Origin of the sequence: Acidovorax sp. Root219 (assembly GCF_001428665.1) — a bacterium.
Taxonomy (GTDB): Bacteria; Pseudomonadota; Gammaproteobacteria; order Burkholderiales; family Burkholderiaceae_C; genus Acidovorax.
This window is the reverse complement of the sequence record NZ_LMIJ01000044.1, coordinates 52,748-69,064: the sequence shown is the minus strand read 5'-3', so window position 1 is coordinate 69,064 and position 16,317 is coordinate 52,748. Positions and strand designations below refer to the sequence as shown.

Annotated in this window: 15 protein-coding genes; 5 read left to right on the top strand and 10 right to left on the bottom strand. The window is 67.0% G+C overall.

Going from position 1 to position 16,317, the window contains the following annotated elements; all coding sequences use genetic code 11:
* The first annotated feature begins 1 nt into the window (after window position 1).
* Genes ASE28_RS28115 through ASE28_RS28105 form a run of 3 tightly spaced genes read left to right on the top strand, consistent with a single transcriptional unit; the run spans window position 2 to window position 2,536 of the window.
* Window positions 2-712 (top strand): fumarylacetoacetate hydrolase family protein, encoded by a 711-nt coding sequence (locus tag ASE28_RS28115; protein WP_057269404.1) that lies wholly within the window; start codon window positions 2-4, stop codon window positions 710-712.
* A gap of 18 nt (window positions 713-730) precedes the next feature.
* Window positions 731-1,495: an SDR family oxidoreductase gene (locus ASE28_RS28110; protein WP_057269403.1), complete on the top strand. Its 765-nt coding sequence runs from the start codon at window positions 731-733 to the stop codon at window positions 1,493-1,495.
* 48 nt (window positions 1,496-1,543) lie between these two features.
* Complete coding sequence (locus tag ASE28_RS28105) at window positions 1,544-2,536, top strand: tripartite tricarboxylate transporter substrate binding protein (protein ID WP_057269402.1); 993 nt, start codon at window positions 1,544-1,546, stop codon at window positions 2,534-2,536.
* Window positions 2,537-2,696: 160 nt separating this feature from the next.
* On the opposite strand, the gene ASE28_RS28100 is transcribed toward ASE28_RS28105, so the two are convergent.
* From ASE28_RS28100 to ASE28_RS28055, 10 genes are all read right to left on the bottom strand, one after another.
* On the bottom strand, window positions 2,697-3,701 hold the full coding sequence (locus ASE28_RS28100) for a Gfo/Idh/MocA family protein (protein WP_057269401.1): 1,005 nt from the start codon (window positions 3,699-3,701) through the stop codon (window positions 2,697-2,699).
* Between the two features lie 26 nt (window positions 3,702-3,727).
* Window positions 3,728-5,044 (bottom strand): xylose isomerase, encoded by a 1,317-nt coding sequence (gene xylA, locus ASE28_RS28095; RefSeq protein ID WP_057202949.1) that lies wholly within the window; start codon window positions 5,042-5,044, stop codon window positions 3,728-3,730.
* A 20-nt stretch (window positions 5,045-5,064) separates the two neighbouring features.
* Complete coding sequence (gene xylB / locus ASE28_RS28090) at window positions 5,065-6,513, bottom strand: xylulokinase (protein WP_057269400.1); 1,449 nt, start codon at window positions 6,511-6,513, stop codon at window positions 5,065-5,067.
* Window positions 6,514-6,529: 16 nt separating this feature from the next.
* Window positions 6,530-7,705, bottom strand: a complete 1,176-nt coding sequence (locus tag ASE28_RS28085; protein WP_057269399.1) for an ROK family transcriptional regulator — start codon at window positions 7,703-7,705, stop codon at window positions 6,530-6,532.
* A 25-nt stretch (window positions 7,706-7,730) separates the two neighbouring features.
* Complete coding sequence (locus tag ASE28_RS28080) at window positions 7,731-8,495, bottom strand: ATP-binding cassette domain-containing protein (protein ID WP_057269398.1); 765 nt, start codon at window positions 8,493-8,495, stop codon at window positions 7,731-7,733.
* Window positions 8,492-9,625, bottom strand: coding sequence for a sugar ABC transporter permease (locus tag ASE28_RS28075; RefSeq protein WP_057269431.1), 1,134 nt, complete (start codon window positions 9,623-9,625; stop codon window positions 8,492-8,494). The genes ASE28_RS28080 and ASE28_RS28075 overlap by 4 nt, the downstream gene beginning before the upstream one ends.
* Window positions 9,626-9,907: 282 nt before the next feature.
* A complete protein-coding gene (xylF, locus tag ASE28_RS28070; protein ID WP_057269397.1) occupies window positions 9,908-10,927 on the bottom strand; it encodes a D-xylose ABC transporter substrate-binding protein in 1,020 nt (339 codons plus the stop codon).
* A gap of 539 nt (window positions 10,928-11,466) precedes the next feature.
* Window positions 11,467-12,174: an SDR family oxidoreductase gene (locus ASE28_RS28065; RefSeq protein WP_057269396.1), complete on the bottom strand. Its 708-nt coding sequence runs from the start codon at window positions 12,172-12,174 to the stop codon at window positions 11,467-11,469.
* Between the two features lie 29 nt (window positions 12,175-12,203).
* Window positions 12,204-13,205, bottom strand: a complete 1,002-nt coding sequence (locus ASE28_RS28060; RefSeq protein WP_057269395.1) for an NADP-dependent oxidoreductase — start codon at window positions 13,203-13,205, stop codon at window positions 12,204-12,206.
* Window positions 13,206-13,289: 84 nt separating this feature from the next.
* On the bottom strand, window positions 13,290-13,895 hold the full coding sequence (locus tag ASE28_RS28055; RefSeq protein WP_057269394.1) for a TetR/AcrR family transcriptional regulator: 606 nt from the start codon (window positions 13,893-13,895) through the stop codon (window positions 13,290-13,292).
* 175 nt (window positions 13,896-14,070) lie between these two features.
* On the opposite strand from ASE28_RS28055, the gene ASE28_RS28050 reads away from it, so the two are divergent.
* Complete coding sequence (locus tag ASE28_RS28050) at window positions 14,071-15,630, top strand: hypothetical protein (RefSeq protein WP_057269393.1); 1,560 nt, start codon at window positions 14,071-14,073, stop codon at window positions 15,628-15,630.
* Between the two features lie 385 nt (window positions 15,631-16,015).
* Window positions 16,016-16,255, top strand: coding sequence for a hypothetical protein (locus ASE28_RS28045; RefSeq protein ID WP_057269392.1), 240 nt, complete (start codon window positions 16,016-16,018; stop codon window positions 16,253-16,255).
* The last annotated feature ends 62 nt before the right edge of the window (window positions 16,256-16,317 follow it).

The window sequence follows — 16,317 nt, the reverse complement described above, 5'->3', positions numbered from 1 at the left end:
CATGCCGGACTTCGCGTTCCCTCCACCCGCCGCCACCGCCCTGCCGGTGGCGGGCAGCAGTGCCCTGTTCCCCGTGGGCCGGGTGTTCTGCATCGGCCGCAACTACCGCTGGGCGCCCGATGAACACTGGCCCGCGCACATGCCCGCCTGGTTCATGAAGCCCGCCAGCGCCGTGGTACCCGCACAGGGCGTGCTGCCCTACCCCGCGCAAACCCGCGACTTCTGCCACGAAGTCGAATTGGTGGTGGCCATTGGCCGGGGCGGCCGCGACATTGCCCCGGAGCGCGTGGAGGCAGAGCACATCTGGGGCTATGCCGCCGGGCTGGACATGACACGGCGCGACCTGCAGCAACAAGCCAAGCAGGCGGGCGGCCCCTGGGAGCCCGCCAAGGCCTTCGACCAATCCGCCCCCTGCACGCCCATCGTGCCCGTTGCGGTGTGTGGCCACCCCCGCCAAGGCACCATCTGGCTCACGGTGAATGGCCAGGAGCGCCAGAGCGCGGACCTGTCCGGCCTGCTGTGGACGGTGCCGGAGCTGGTGGCCATGCTGTCGCGCTCGGTCAATCTCGCGCCGGGGGACCTGGTCTACACCGGCACCCCTGCCGGGGTGGGCCCGCTGCAGCCGGGCGATGCGGTGCGCGCGGGCGTGCAAGGCATCGGAGAACTTTCCATGGCGGTGGGCGCAGGCTCATCGGCGATTTCCCCCATTTGACGGAGACAGACCTTGAGCATGAACACCCTTTCACCCCCTCGCATCGCCCTGGTCACCGGGGCGGGCAGCGGTATCGGCCGCACCACCGCGCTTGGCCTGCTGGGCGACGGCTGGACCGTGGTGCTGGCGAGCCGACGCCCCGAGCCGCTGCAGGCCCTGGCGGATGAGGCCGCCGCGCGCGGCCAGACGGCCCTGGCCGTGCCCACCGACGTGACCGACCCGGCCAGCGTGCAGGCCTTGTTCGACGCCATCGAGCAGCGCTTTGGCCGGCTGGACCTGCTGTTCAACAACGCCGGGGTGAACGCCCCGGCCGTGCCCATGGACGAGCTGCCTCTGGAGAAGTGGCTGAGCGTGCTCAACACCAACGTGGGCGGGGTGTTCCTGTGCGCCCGCGCGGCCTTCGGGCTCATGCGCCGCCAAGCGCCGCAAGGCGGGCGCATCATCAACAACGGCTCGATCTCGGCGCACACGCCGCGCCCCTTCACGGCCCCCTACACGCTGAGCAAGCACGCCGTCACGGGCCTGACCAAGGCGCTGGCGCTCGATGGCCGTGCCTTCGGCATCGTGGCCAGCCAGATCGACATCGGCAATGCGCTGACCGAACTGTCCGAGCGCATGACCCGGGGCGTGCTGCAGGCCAACGGCACGGTGGCGCCCGAACCCATGATGGACGCCACCCACGTGGCCGATGCGGTGCGCCACATCGCCGCGCTGCCGCTGTCGGCCAACGTGCTGAACATGACCCTCATGGCCAGCGCCATGCCCTTCGTCGGGCGCGGCTGACGACTGGCAACGACCCGATTCCACAAGACCACAACGGAGACAAACACCATGCAAACCACATCCACACGCTTCAAGGCGCTGGCCCACACGGCGGTGCTGGCCCTGCTGGCAGCCGCACCACAGCTGGCATCGGCCCAGGCGGCCGCCTACCCCACGCGCGCCATCAAGATCATCGTGCCCGCGCCGCCCGGCGGCGCCATCGACACGATTGCCCGCGTGGTCGGCGACAAGCTGGCCACGTCCCTGGGCCAGGCGGTCATCGTCGACAACCGGCCCGGCGCCTCGAACAACCTGGGCACCGACGTGCTGGCCAAGGCCGCGCCCGACGGCTACACCATCGGCATCGTGGGCGGCAGCCACAACATCAACAAATACCTGTTCAAGAACCTGGGCTGGGACCCGGAAAAGAGCTTCGAGCCCATCGTCTACACGCACGAGGTGCCGCTGGTCTTCGCCATCTACCCGCAGATCCCGGCGAAGACGCTGCCCGAGTTCATCGCCTGGATGAAGGCCAACCCCGACCAGGCCAAGGTTGCCACCTCGGGCCGGGGAAGCGCCCAGGAAATGGCCGCCGAGATGTTCCGCATGGCCAGCAGCGCGCAGATGCTGCTGGTGCCCTACAAGGGCTCGTCGGCCGCGCACCCCGACCTGCTGGCCGGCCGCACGGCCCTGTACATCGACACCATCAGCGCCATCCAGGCCCAGGTCAAGGGCGGCAACGTGCGCGCCATCGCGGTTTCCACGCGCAAGCGCACCGCCGCCCTGCCCGATGTGCCCACGGCCGACGAACAGGGCCTCAAGGGCTACGACGCCAACACCAACGGCGGCTTTCTCGCGCCTGCAGGCACACCCAAGGCCATCGTCGCCAAACTCAACGCCGAGATCAACGCCGCCCTCAAACTGCCCGACGTGCGCAGCAAGCTGGAGGCCGCCGGCATCGAGATCCAGGGCGGCACGCCGCAGGAGTATGCGGCGCTGATCAAGTCGGACCTGCTCAAATGGGGCAAGGTGGTCAAGGAGGCGGGGATTCAGCCGGAGTAACCGGAGTGCCGGTGGCCCGCGCGGTCCATCGGGCATTTGCGCAGGGGACGGGACACTCCGCAGTACCGATAAACGCAGGGTAGTCCCCCGCAGGTCGGAGGTAAAACCTGACAACACCGGCTATCGGGCGTTGCAGCCGATGCGCCCTCTGTCGCGCATGCTAGTCCACCGGCTCCCAGCGCCCCGTGCGCTCGGACAGCCACAGGGCATCCATCACCCGCGCCTGGGCCACCGCGTCATCAACACCATCGGCCTGCGGCCCCGCTGCGCCGCGTACCCGGCGGGAAAAAGCCTCTACCTGCAGCCGGTACTGGTCGCAGGCCGGCAGGGTTTCGACGGTGATGCCGCTGCCATCGGGCTGACCGCCGTCGTCCACCGCCAAGCGCATCTCGCCGCCCCGCACCGCATTGAAGGGGATGAACAGTTCGATGCGCCCGCGCGTGCCCACTACCTGAACCCTTTGAAACCGGGCGCTCTGCGTCGAGACCGTGAATGCCGCCTGCCTGCCGGAGCCAAAATCCAGCAGTGCGCTGGTGAGCCGGTCGGTCCCCAGTTGCGGGTCGCGGTCTACCAGCGAAACGGCGCGCAAAGGCTCGCACTCGAACAGATAGCGTCCCGCCAGAACCGCATAGCAACCAATGTCGAACAGCGCCCCACCGCCGATGCCGGGCTGGTTGCGGATGTTGCCCGGATCGTCGTTGAAGTACGAGAAGAACACCTGTACCGCCTGGGGCGTGCCAATGCGCCCCGCGCGCACCAGTTCGCGGGCGCGCAGCCACTGCGGGTGGTGGCGCACCATGAAGGCCTCCTCGATGTGCACGCGGCGACTGGCGGCCCTGAGCAACTCGGCCTCTGCTGCGCTGAGCGCCACCGGCTTCTCGCACAGCACATGCTTGCCAGCGGCCGCCGCCTGCAGGGTCAGCGGCACATGCAGGTGGTTGGGCAGGGGGTTGTAGATCGCCTCGATGGCCGGGTCGGCCAGCAGTTCTTCGTAGCTACCGTAGGCCTGGGCAATGTCCAGCGACCGCGCAGCCCCCTCGGCAGCAGACAGGGAGCGCGAAGCGATCGCGCGCAGCTCTACCAGCGGGCTGGCCCGCATGGCGGGAATCACCTGCTGGATGCCGATCCTGGCCGTACTCAGAACACCCCACACCACGGGTTTCATGGGCACTCCCCGTTCACAACGGCGGGTCAAAGATAGCTGTTGAGCAGATTCTCGAGCAGCTCCTGCCGCCCGGAAACCGGCCGCGTGTCCTGGTTGCGCTGCAGCGCACGGGCCGCCACCTCGTCCAGCCCCAGCCGGCCGGCCAGCAGGTCCTGGCCAAACGCATCACCCCAGCCGGCGTAGCGGGCATCGACATGGCGGGCCAGGCGCCCGTCGGTGATCATTTTCTCGGCAATCAGCAGCGCCCGGGCCGAGACATCCATGCCGCCGATGTGGCCGTGGAACATGTCCTCGGCGTCCAGCGACTGTCGCCGCACCTTGGCGTCGAAGTTCAGGCCCCCGGTGGTGAAACCGCCGGCCTGAAGGATCAGGTACAGGGCCAGGGCCGTCTCGGGGATGTTGTTGGGGAATTGGTCGGTGTCCCAGCCGCACTGCATGTCACCGCGGTTCATGTCGATCGAGCCGAAAATGCCCAGGTCAATGGCGGTGGCGATCTCGTGCTCGAAGCTGTGGCCCGACAGCGTGGCGTGGTTGGCCTCGATGTTGACCTTGATCTCCTTGTCCAGCCCATAGCGGGCCAGGAAGCCATAGACCGTGGCGGTGTCAAAGTCGTACTGGTGCTTGGAGGGTTCGCGCGGCTTGGGCTCGATCAGGATCGGGCCCTTGAAGCCGATCTTGTGCTTGTACTCCACCACCATGTTCAAGAAGCGGCCCATCTGGTCCAGCTCGTGGCCCACGCGGGTGTTGAGCAGGGTCTCATAGCCCTCGCGGCCACCCCACAGTACATAGTTCTCGCCGCCCAGCTTGAGCGTCGCGTCCATCGCCTCTTTCACCTGCAGGGCAGCCAGGGCAAAGATTTCGGGGTCGGGGTTGGTCGAGGCGCCGGACATGAAGCGGCGGTGGCTGAACAGGTTGGCCGTGCCCCACAGCAGCTTCATGCCGGTCTCGGCCTGCTTGGCCTGCAGCACATCGACCATCTCGTGCAGGTGGTTCACGCTCTCGCGGGGTGTGCTGCCCTCGGGCGCCACGTCGCGGTCGTGAAAACAGTAGTACGGCGCGCCCAGGCGCACAAAGAAGTCAAACGCCGCATCGGCCTTCATGCGCGCAGCGGCCATGGGGTCGGCCGTGCGCTGCCAAGGACGCTCGAAGGTGCCGTCGTAGCCGAAAGGGTCGAACCCGTTCCAGCAGAAGCTGTGCCAGTAGCAGACGGCAAAACGCAGGTGCTCCTCCATGCGCTTGCCCAGCACCAGGCGGTCTTTGTCGTACCACTTGAAGGCCAGCGGGTTGGAAGACTCAGGGCCCTCGTAGGCGATGGGGGCAATGTCGGAAAAGTAGGTGCTCATGGGTTTCTCGGCTAAGGACGTCAGGGCCTGCGGTACAGGCTGCGGAACAGGGCATGGCGAGGCGCCAGCAGCGCGCTCTCGCCCGGGTCGGGCTGGTAGACGGTGTCCACGGGGGGAGGCAGGCAGGTGGAGGCCATCGGGACCCCCGCGCTCAAGGCGCCCAGGCGGGCGGCGCCCAGGGCGCCGCCGACGGCCGAACCACCGTGGGTGACGATCTCCACATCGAGCGCGCTGGCCAGCATCTGGGCCCAGAAGGCGCTGCGGGCGCCGCCGCCCACCAGCGACAGGCGCGTGACCTCGCTGCCGGCGGCGTTCAATGCGGCCAAGCCATCGCGCAAGCCAAAGCCCACGCCTTCCATCACCGCGTAGCCCAGGCGCGCGGCATCGGTATCGAAGTCCAGGCCGTGGAAGCTGCCCCGCACACCGGCGTCGTTGTGGGGCGTGCGCTCGCCGCTGAGGTACGGCAGGAACAGTGGTGCGGCCTCTCGGCACGCAGCATCCAGCGCCGCCGCGCGTGCCGCCACGTCTTCGACATGGGGCGTACCCAGCAGCTTCGCGACCCACTGCAGCGCGCTGGCCGCCGCGAGCATCACACTCATCTGGTGCCAGCGGCCGGGCACGGCATGGCAGAACGCATGCGTGGCGCTGGCGGCGTTGGGCTGGTAAGTGGGCGTGACCACGAACAGCACGCCGCTGGTGCCCAGCGACAGGAACCCCTGGCCTGGCTGCACCGCGCCCATGCCCACGGCGCTGGCCGCGTTGTCGCCCGCACCACCCGCCACCACGGTGCCAGGCCGCAGGCCCAGCGACTGCGCGACCTCGGCCCGCAGCCGCCCGCTGACCTCGCTGCCTTCAACGAGCCGGGGCATGTGCCGGCGCGAAAGGCCAGTCAACGCCAGAAGGGGGTCGGACCAGTCACGGCGCCGCACATCAAGCCAGAGCGTGCCGCTGGCGTCCGACATGTCGCTGGCGTGTTCCCCTGTCAGCATCAGGCGCACATAGTCCTTGGGCAGCAACACCCTGGCCACGCGCCGGAACACCTCGGGCTCGTGGCGCGCGACCCAGCGCAGCTTGGGCGCGGTGAAGCCCGGCATCGCGAGGCTGCCGCCCAGATCGCTCAGGGCCGCAAGCTCGTGCATCATCTCGCTGCACTCTGCGGCGCTGCGCGTGTCGTTCCAGAGGATCGCGGGCCGCAATACGCGGTCTTGCGCATCCAGCAGCACGGCGCCATGCATCTGGCCCGAGAGGCCGATGGCTTGCGTCGCCGCATACTCGCCCGGGTGCGCCGCCTGCAGGCTGGCCAGGGCCGCCTGCGTGGCGCCCCACCAGTCAGCGGGGTCCTGCTCGCTGTGGCCCGGGTGGGGCCGCGACACCGTGAGGGCCACGCCCGCCGAGCCCACCACGCACTGGTCAGGCCCCAGCAGCAGGGCCTTGACTTCGGAGGTGCCAATGTCGATGCCGATGTACATGGGTTGTTGCAATCAATCAGTGAAGGAACTGGGGCGCTGCTTCGCCCTGTCGGTGTTCGGGCTCGTCCGGTGGCGCGGTGACCGCAGGCGCATGCATGGGCCGAAGCTCGTGGTGCAGCACCAGTGCGGCCGCGCCGACGGCCGAGGCCAGCAGCCCGTAGCGGGCCGAACGCACCTTGGGCGCGGCCATGCCTGCGCTGGCCGCATAGCCCTGCAGCGTTTCTCGGGCCACGCGCAGGATGTCGGGATAGCGCTCGCAGGAGGGTCCACCGACGACCAGTGCGCCCGGGTTGAAGGTGGTCCACAGGTTTTGCAGCACCACGCCCAGGTAGACGCCGCCGCGCGCTGGCTCGGCCTGCCGCTCCAGAGCGCGGGCGCCAAGAAAGGTTTCGGCACACCCCTTGCGTCCGCAGGAGCACGCCGGTCCGTCGATCTGCACAATGCTGTGGCCGATTTCGCCAGCCATGCCCTGCAGCCCGGTGAACAGGCGGTCGTTGAGCACGATGCCAGCGCCCACGCCCACGCCGCAGGTCACGAAGATCAGCGAATCCGTCGCCTCACCGCCTGCAAACTCGTATTCGCTGAGCGCGGCGGTGTCGGCTTCGTTTTGCACATGCATAGCCACCGACGGGCAGCCAGCCTCGGCCAGGGCGCGTGCCATCATCGGCTGGAAGGCTACATCGCGCCAGCCCAGGTTGGGCGCGAAACGGATGGTGCCGGTGGCCTCGTCGAACGCGCCGGGCACACCGATGCCCATGCCAGAGACCAGCACCGGCCTGGCCGCCAGTTCGCCATGCGCGCGCACCACCAGGGCCGCAACCTGGCCGCACACCGCTCCAGGCGCGCGGTCGGCCAGGGGCTCCTCGGCAGACCACAGCACCTCGCCCGTGAGCGACACACCCACCACGCGCAGCGACTCGACCCCGATCTCCACGCCCAGCATGGCGCGGCGGCTGCCGTCCAGCTGCAAGGGTGTGGAAGGGCGGCCAAGGCCCTGTGCGGCTGCCAGGCTGGTTTCGGTGATCCAGCCCTCTTCGATCAACTCGCGCACCAGCAGGCTCACGGTCGACTTGGTCAGGCCGCTCTCGCTGGCCAGTTGCGCGCGCGACAGGCCGCCCCGCTGGCGCAGCAACCGCAGGAGCACGCTGCGGTTGATCCGTTTGACAAGTTGCTGGTCGCCGGTGGTTTTCATGGTGTGGTCTTCGGAGCGCCGGTTTTCAAAGGCTGTGGGCCTGCGCTTTTCCCTCGGGTTGCTTGCCGGCGATGATCATGCCCAGAACCTCGTCCTCGGTAACCTCGGCCGTGCGGTAGGTGCCTACCAGGCGCCCGTTCTTCATCACCGCCAGGCGGTCGCTGAGCCCGAACACGTCGGGCATGTCGTGGGTGATCAGGAAGATACCCACGCCCTCGGCCTTGAGCTGGCGCACGAGGTTGCCCACCATCGCGGTTTCCTCAGGACCGAGTGCGGCAGTGGGCTCGTCCATGATCAGGATGCGCGCGTTGAAGTAGATGGCGCGCGATATCGCCACCACCTGGCGCTGGCCGCCCGACAGGCGCCGCACCGGCGTGCGCACGTTGCGAAAGTTCTTGTTCAGGCGCTCGAACACCTTGCGCGCTTCGGCGTCCATGCGGTGGTCGTCCAGCGTGCGCCAGGGTGTGAGCAGCTCACGCCCCAGGAACAGGTTGGCCACTGCGTCCAGGTTGTCGGCCAGCGCCAGCGTCTGGTAGATCGATTCGATGCCGAGGCGCTGGGCATCGACGGGCGTACGGATGTGGGATTTTTGCCCCTGCACCAGCACCTCTCCGCTGTCGATCGGGTAGGCGCCCGCCAGCATCTTCATCAGCGTGGACTTGCCTGCACCGTTGTGCCCCAGCAAGGCGACCACCTCGCCCGGGTGCAGGTTCAGACTGACATCGTTTACCGCCTTCACGCCGCCAAACGACTTGCCGATGTGGCGCATTTCCACCAGGGGCGCGTTCATGCAGCGTCTCCCGTCATGCGGCGATAGACCACATCGAACACCACGGCGGCAATCAGGACCTGGCCGATGATCACGTAGCGCAGGCCAATCGAGATGTCCAGCAACAACAGGCCGCTGTCGATGCTTTGCATGATGAGCGCGCCCAGCACCGATCCCAGAATGGAACCACTGCCGCCGGAGAGCGCCGTGCCGCCGATCACGGCCGCGGCGATCACAAACAGCTCCATGCCCGTGCCCAGTGAATTGGTGCCCGCGTTCAGCCGTGCAATGGACACCATGGCCGCGATGGTGATGAGAACCCCCATCAGCGCAAACAGCATCAGGGTGACGCGACGCACCGGAATACCGACCAGCGCGGCGGCCTCGGGGTTGCCACCCATGGCAAACACATAGCGGCCAAAACGTGTGCGGCGCACGATGAACGACAGCACCACGGCCACGCCGCCCCAGATCAGCACGGGGATCGGCACGCCCTGGGGCGCGTCCTTGGTGGGGATCTGGTAGGCGTTCATCGTGGCGACAAAAGCCACGGCAATCAACGCTGGCACGGCGGCCACCAGGGCATCCAGCCACAGCGGCGGGCTGGGCACACCATACGCAGCCTTGGCCCGGCGCCGCAGCCAGGTCTTGACCCCCATGGCCACGACCAGAGCCAGCGCCAGCCACCAGCTGGCCTGCACGCCGATGGCGCCATCAAAACCGCCGCCCAGCCTTTGAAAGAAGGCGTCGCTGACCGGTTGGGTCTTGCCATCGGCCACCAGAAAGGCCGCGCCGCGAAACGACATCAGCCCACCCAGCGTGACCACGAAAGACGGCACCCCCAGCATTGCCGTGAGCGCACCCTGGTAAAGCGATACGCCGATGGCGACGGCCAGCCCGGCGAGGGAGGCCTCGACCCAGTGCCAGCCGGCGGTGTACATCAGCGTGGCGATCAGCACACCCACAAAGCCCATGACCGAGCCGACCGACAGATCGATGTGGCGAGCGACGATGACCAGCACCACCACCGTGGCCACGATGCCGACCACCGCGGTCTGCTGGGCAATGTTGTAGAGATTCTCGGGCGACAGGAACAGGCCGCCGGAGAGGATGTTGAACACGATGGCCGTGGCCACCAGGACCACCCCCATCAGCACCAGCCGCCAATCGATGGCCAACTGCCTGAGGGCATTGGGAACAGGACTCACAAGCGCACTCCACCAGAAACAAAAAGGGACCGCAGGCTAGTGTTCTGTCCCGCAAATAANGCGCCAGGGCAAGGCGCAAACCGCAGCGATAGCCGTAGCTATCGCGAGGATTTGCAACGCGGCTCTGGCGTGAAAGACGCGGTTTTATTGGCATTTATTTGCGGGACAGGACACGAGGGGCGGCTCACGGTCCGGGAGCCTTCAGCCGTCAGGCAGGCAACGCCATCATTTGCACGCCTCGGGCCCCTTGGCGGCGTCCACGCCCTTGCACAGGTCGCTCTTCTTGATCCAGCCCGCCTTGACCACGAGGTCCAGGTTTTTCGCCGTGATCGGCACGGGCTTGAGGAACTGCGCCTGCAAGGACACCTTCTTCTCGCCCCCGTTCCAGGCCTGCGCGCCAGCAATCTTCTGGCCCTTGGCCAGGGAGACAGCGGCCGATGCGGCATCGCGGCCCAGGTCGCGTGCATCCTTCCAGACCGACACCGTCTGCGAGCCCTGGGCCACGCGGTTGAGCGCGGCGTGGTCGCCGTCCTGGCCCGACACCGGAATGCCCTTGATGCCCTTGGCCGTCAGCGCCGCCACCACGCCACCGGCGGTGCCGTCGTTGGAGGCCACCACGGCGTCGATCTTGCCGCCGGTCTTGGTGATGATCTGCTCCATGTTCTTTTGCGCCACCTCGGGCTTCCAGCCCTCGGTGTATTCCTCGCCAACGATCTTGATGTCGCCCTTGGTGATGGCCGCCTCGATCACTTCCTGCTGCCCGGCGCGCAGAAAGTTGGCGTTCGGGTCGGTGGGCGAGCCCTTGACCATCACGTAGTTGCCCTTGGGCCTGGCTTCGAACACCGCGCGCGCCTGCATGCGGCCCACCTCGACGTTGTCGAAGGTGATGTAGAACACCCCGGCCGCCTCGATCAGGCGGTCATACGCCACCACCGGGATCTTCTGCTGCGCGGCCTTGTTGACGGCCGGCAGGATCGCGTCCTTGTCCATCGCCAGCACGATCAGTACCTTGGCGCCTTTGGCGATCAGCGAATCCACGTCGGAAAGCTGCTTTTCCGGCGATCCGCCCGCATCCGCGCTGATGTAGCTTGCACCCAACTTGGCCAGTTGGTCCTTGATGGCCTTCTCGTCGGTCTTCCAGCGCTCTTCCTGGAAGTTGGACCAGCTCACGCCCACGACCTGGGCAAAAGCGCCAGCGCTGGCCAAGCCAAGCGCCAGGGCCGTCAATGTTGTCTTCAGTTTCATCTTTGTCTCCGTGATTGGCCTCGTGCGGGCCTTGGTTGCTGAATCTGGCGTTCATGCTTGTCGTGCCGCCTGCCCTCCCGCAGGACCTGTGCGCCCAGCCTGCCCAGGCAGCCTCTTCAGGACATGAAGTCATTTAGTGCGGACGACGAACAAATTATGGAAGCCCCAGTTTGTGCAATACATCGGGACAAACCCGACATAGTTTGATCAACGAACTTATAACGAGTTGACGGGTGGCCCAGGGCAAGGCCTGTTCAGGGTTGCCCTACCCGGGCGCAGGTAGCTCATCCAGGGAGATCAAAGATCGGTGGTCGCACCCGCCGAGAACGTGGGGCTGGCACTTCGACCCGTTCAGGGGACCACAGGTGCTGGGAAACCGGTGCGGCCCGGTTCTTCATCGAAGGCAGCCGGAGCGGCCGATTGGCCGGGATGGCACCCGGCGAAACGCCGGTCCGGCATCCCGAACCGGTCGCGCATGCGCCTCGCGCCGCAGGAGACCCGCGCCACGGCACAGAGCCGCAACTGGATTGGGGGGCAGCTCAGGCCGCCTGCGGCAGATAGCTCGGCCGGGGCGCCGTCAGCCCGATCTTGATGTGCTGGGTGAGTTCATCGGCCAGCACTTCGTCCAGACACGATTCCAGGCCGTTCAACGCGCGCTTGACGATCTGCTCGGGGCTGGTCTTGGGCACGTCGAAGTCGCGCGTGAGGTCGGTATCGACATAGGCCATGTGCAGGCCCAGCACCTGCGTCTTCTGCCCCGCCAGCTCGCTGCGCAGGGCATTGGTCAGCGACCAGGCCGCCGATTTGCTGGCCGAGTAGGCGGCCAGCTCGCCGCCATTCACCCAGGAGGCGACCGACAAAACATTGAGCAAGGCACCACCGCCGTTGGCCGCAAGAATGGGCGCGAAGGCCTGGCTCACGCGCAGCACGCCGAAGAAGTTGGTTTCGAAGATGCGCCGCGAGACCTCTTCGCTGTCGGGCGACAGAAAGCCGCCGGGCTGGGCGATGCCGGCATTGTTGATGACCAGGGTGACGTCCTGCGCCTGCGCTGCGGCTGCCGCCACCTCGCCCGGGTGGTTGACGTCCAGCCGCAGGGCCTGCACCCCGGCCTGGGGGGTGATGCTGGCAGGATCGCGCGCACCGGCATACACCTTGCGCGCACCGCGGGCAAGCAGCTCACGGGCAAAGGCCAGGCCGATGCCGCGATTGGCACCGGTGATGAGGACGACGGCATTTTCGATTTTCATGGGAACTCCGGGGATGGATGTGAAACGACTCACTTGAGCTGGATGACGACCTTGCCTTTGGCACGGCCGGATTCGACATACGCCAGCGCCTCGTTGGTAGCGTCGAACGGGAACACCTTGTCGATCACCGGGCGGATGGTTCCGGTGTCGATAAGGCGGGTGATCTCCCGCAGTTGCCCGCCATCGGCCCGCATGAAGAGGAAGGAATAGTCGACGCCCAGGCCTTTCGCCCGCCGCCGCACGCCTGCGCTGATCAGGCGCAGCAGCAGCCGCACGATGCCGGGCGCCTTGCTACCCCTGGCGAATGCCGGGTCCGGCGGGCCGGAGATGGAAATGATCTTGCCGCCCGGCCTGAGCACGCGCAGGGATTTTTCGAGCGCCTTGCCGTCCTGGCTGTGCAGGACCAGGTCGTAGCCGCTCAGCAAGGCTTCAAAGTCCTGCGTGCGGTAGTCGATGGCGAGGTCGGCGCCCAGGTTGTGCATGGCCTCTGCACTGGCTGCGCCGGCGGTGGTCGCAACGCTGGCGCCCAGGTGTTTGGCCAACTGGATGGCAAAGGTGCCCACACCCCCGGAGCCCGCCTGGATGAAGACCTTCTGCCCGCGCTGGAGCCCGCCCCGCTCCACCAGGGCCTGCCATGCCGTGAGCCCTACCAGGGGGATGGAAGCAGCTTCCACCATGGAAAGGCCTGCCGGCTTGGGTGCCACTGAAGATTCCTTGACCGGCACGAATTCGGCGAAGGTGCCGATGCGGAAATCATCGGCCCGGGCATAGACCTCGTCGCCGATCTTGAACTGGCGCACCTGCGGGCCGACCTCCACCACCACCCCGGCCACGTCGTGGCCCAGCACCAGCGGCAGGCGGTAGGGCAGGATGGGCTTGAACTCTCCGTTGCGGATCTTGGCGTCGAGCAGGTTCACCCCCGCCGCATGCACCTCCACCAGCACCTCGTCATCGCGCAGTTGCGGCCGGGGCAGGTCGGCCAGGCGCAAGGCGCGCTGTTTGCCGTAGCGCTCAAGAACGAAGGCTTTCATGGTGTCTCCTTGCGGGTTGGCAAATTTCGAATGACGATCATCATATTAAATTACAAAAAAATGCGCACGGCCTGCACGTGCGGTTCAGGGCGCGGAAGGCGCCAGGTGCTTGAGCGCAGCTTCGCGCAGCCCATCTGACAGGGCGGGCTCATCCACCGCGCGCGCCAGCAGCAAGGCCCCCACCATGGTGGCCACGGTGACCAGCGCGCGCTCGTGGGCGGCGGGCTGCCCCCAGTCCGGTGACTGGCGGGCGATCAGATCGACCACCTCCTTGATGTGCCGGGTAGCGACCCGCCGCACCTCGGGCGCCTGGCGCACGGTTTCGGAGCCCAGCGCGGCCAGGGGGCACCCGAGCTCCACCTGCTCCACATGCTCTCGGGAAAGATAGCTGCCGAGCATGGAAGCCAAGGCAATGCCGGGCGGCACGCTGGCCACCACGTCGGCGGCAGCGGCAGCGGACTCCGCGCATGCCTTCGCCGCCGCTTCGGCCAGCATGGCCTCGCGGGAATCGAAGTGCGCGTAGAAGGCGCCATGCGTGAGGCCCGCCTCCTTCATGATGTCCGCGACCCCCGTGCCGTCATAACCGCTGCGGCGAATGGCGCGCGCCGCCACGGACACGATGCGCTCGTGCGTGGCCTCCTTGGCAGCGCTTCTGGCAGTGGTCTTGGTTTTTCGCATGATGTTTATCATACAACTTTAACGCGTAGCGTGCACGGCTGGCCCATCCGGTCCCTGGGCGAACTGGCGCGGTGACAAGCCCTCCCTGTAGCAAACAGTTGCTACGCGAGGAACAACCCGCACACACCAAAGCCAGGCGGATGCGATAGCCTTTGCGCATCACAAAAATCACCCCGGGAGGTTGAAGATGCCTGTGCAGATTACCGGCGCACACGCCACCGTCAGCATGCTGAGCCGTTTGCTCTTGGATCGGCCGCTGCGGTACGGGCCGAATTCGTATGGCTACCAGGTGGCTGCGGTCGAAGCGAAGGGGGCCAATGCGGTGGCTCTGGAGTTCGGCAGCGTCTACGCCCCCAGGTCCGAAGCGTATCTGTCGTCCATGCTGCTGGAGCGGCTGGGCCTGCTGCCCAGCCCCACCTTGCAGGCGGAGCTGGCGAACTACCTGGCCGCGGTGGGCAAGGCCAATCTGGGCGTCGTCGCCTTGCAACTGGGCCAGATTCTGTCGGGCCTGGAGGGCGCCACGGGCGACCTGGCCATCTACGCGGCCGCCGCCGTGCGCTGGAACGACAAAGTCGCGGCGGCGCACGCGTACTCCACCAATCCGGCCAACGTCGGCTTTGTGACATTTGACAGCTTCCCCACGGGCACGGGTGCCACATTCGAGCTGACCAGCGATGCCGACACACTGAAGGGCACGCCGTATGAGGACGTTTTCCTGGCCATGACCCCCGGCCAGCTGGGTTCGGCAGACGCCATCAATGGCAACGGCAGTAGCCCCAACGGCGACACGCTCAAGGCCACGCTGGCAGCCGGCGAAAAGGTAACGCCCACCTTGCGCGGTATCTCGTCCGTGTTCGTCACAGCGAGCGCGGGGGCGCAGTTCGGTGCCGAGAAGTCGCCCGAGATCAGGGGGCTGCGGCTCGACGCGGCCCCGGGCGGCAGCGTCACGTTCACAGGGGTGCCCAGCCAAGCGTGGGTAGGCATCCAGAACTCGCTGGCCGGCACGGCGCTCACGGTGCATTTCAAGGCCCCTGCGGACAGGATGGAGCCGTTCCAGCTTTCGCTGGCCGATGCGACGGGGGCGGACGAAATCATCGTGCCCGATGTGATCGCCCTGCGCATCGCCAGCATGCCCGGCAGCGTGGCCGCCACCACGGTCAACAACGCCAGGATCACCGCGGCCGCAGCCGAAGAAATCGTGCTCTCAGGCAACCAGGCCCTCACCACCACCATCACGGGCGCCCATGTGGAGGTGATCAATGCCCGCACCATGCAAGCGGCCCTGGACCTCACGTTCGCCACCACGGGCGCCACGCCCATCGGCATCCTCGGCGGCACGGCAGCAGACCGGATCACAGTGAACGACGCCTCCGGCGGGCGCGCCGCCATTGATGCGGGCGGGGGTGGGGACACGTTCACCATCGGCGCCCACAACGCGCACAGCATCACCCTGGGCAGCGGAGCCGACGTGCTCATCATCACCTGCCTGGCCGGTCCCGGCGCGTGGGCCCTGGGCCTGGCTGACACGGCCGCACTGCGCCGCTCGGCCATCGAAGTGACCGACTTTGTGAGCGGCACCGAACAGCTGCGCCTGGCAGCCGCCACGCCCACCGCCAAGGCCGCGCCCAGCGGCGCGCAACTGGCTAGCATCGCCGCGTCTGCCTCGCTGCTGGACGCCGCCGCCCTGGCCTCCAACACAGCCGGCGCGAACAAGGCCATCGCCTTTGGCTACGGCGGCGACACCTAGTGTCCTGAGTTGGAAGTTCGTTGAAAAAAAATCTGCCGAAATCGCTGCCAAGCTAGGCGCAAAGCGCAGACATGCCGGGCGCATGGCGAGCATTTGCAACGACGCATGGCGGGGATTGTCGGTAGATTGATTCAACGAATTTCTAACTCGGGACACTAGATCCTGGTGAACGACGCCACGGCGGCGCTGGGCAGCCAGGATGGCCTGGTCCGGTTGAATGGGGTGCCGGTGGTGCGGGATGGGGATTGGTCGGTGGTGTAGAGAGCACTGCAACATGCGGACTGCATCCGTGCAGTACGTCACGCTCATCCGGGCTGGCGATCGCCCAGATGGTGCTTCTGGGCATAGCATGGCCGCAGTTGAAACATTTGCAACAGGTGCCGGCATGAACAACCCTTGGCCTCCCAACATCGAACTGCATGGTTCGGTCTACATGGTGAGGCCCGTCACTTTGCGGCAGCGCGCGCCGGTGCCCCACAGCATCTTCATCTTCGACGAAGAAGGCTCCCCGGTCCTCACCGTGCGGGGGCCCTGGGCCAGCTACCCGGAGGCACTCGAAGTCGCCGACGGCCAGCTGCGGCGGCATGTGTCCCCGCCCCCTGCGGACGTGTTCGGCGGACATTAATCAGGCACTGAAAAAAGAGTGCAAACTCGCCGCATGTCCAGCAGCAGTGCCAGGGGGTGGCG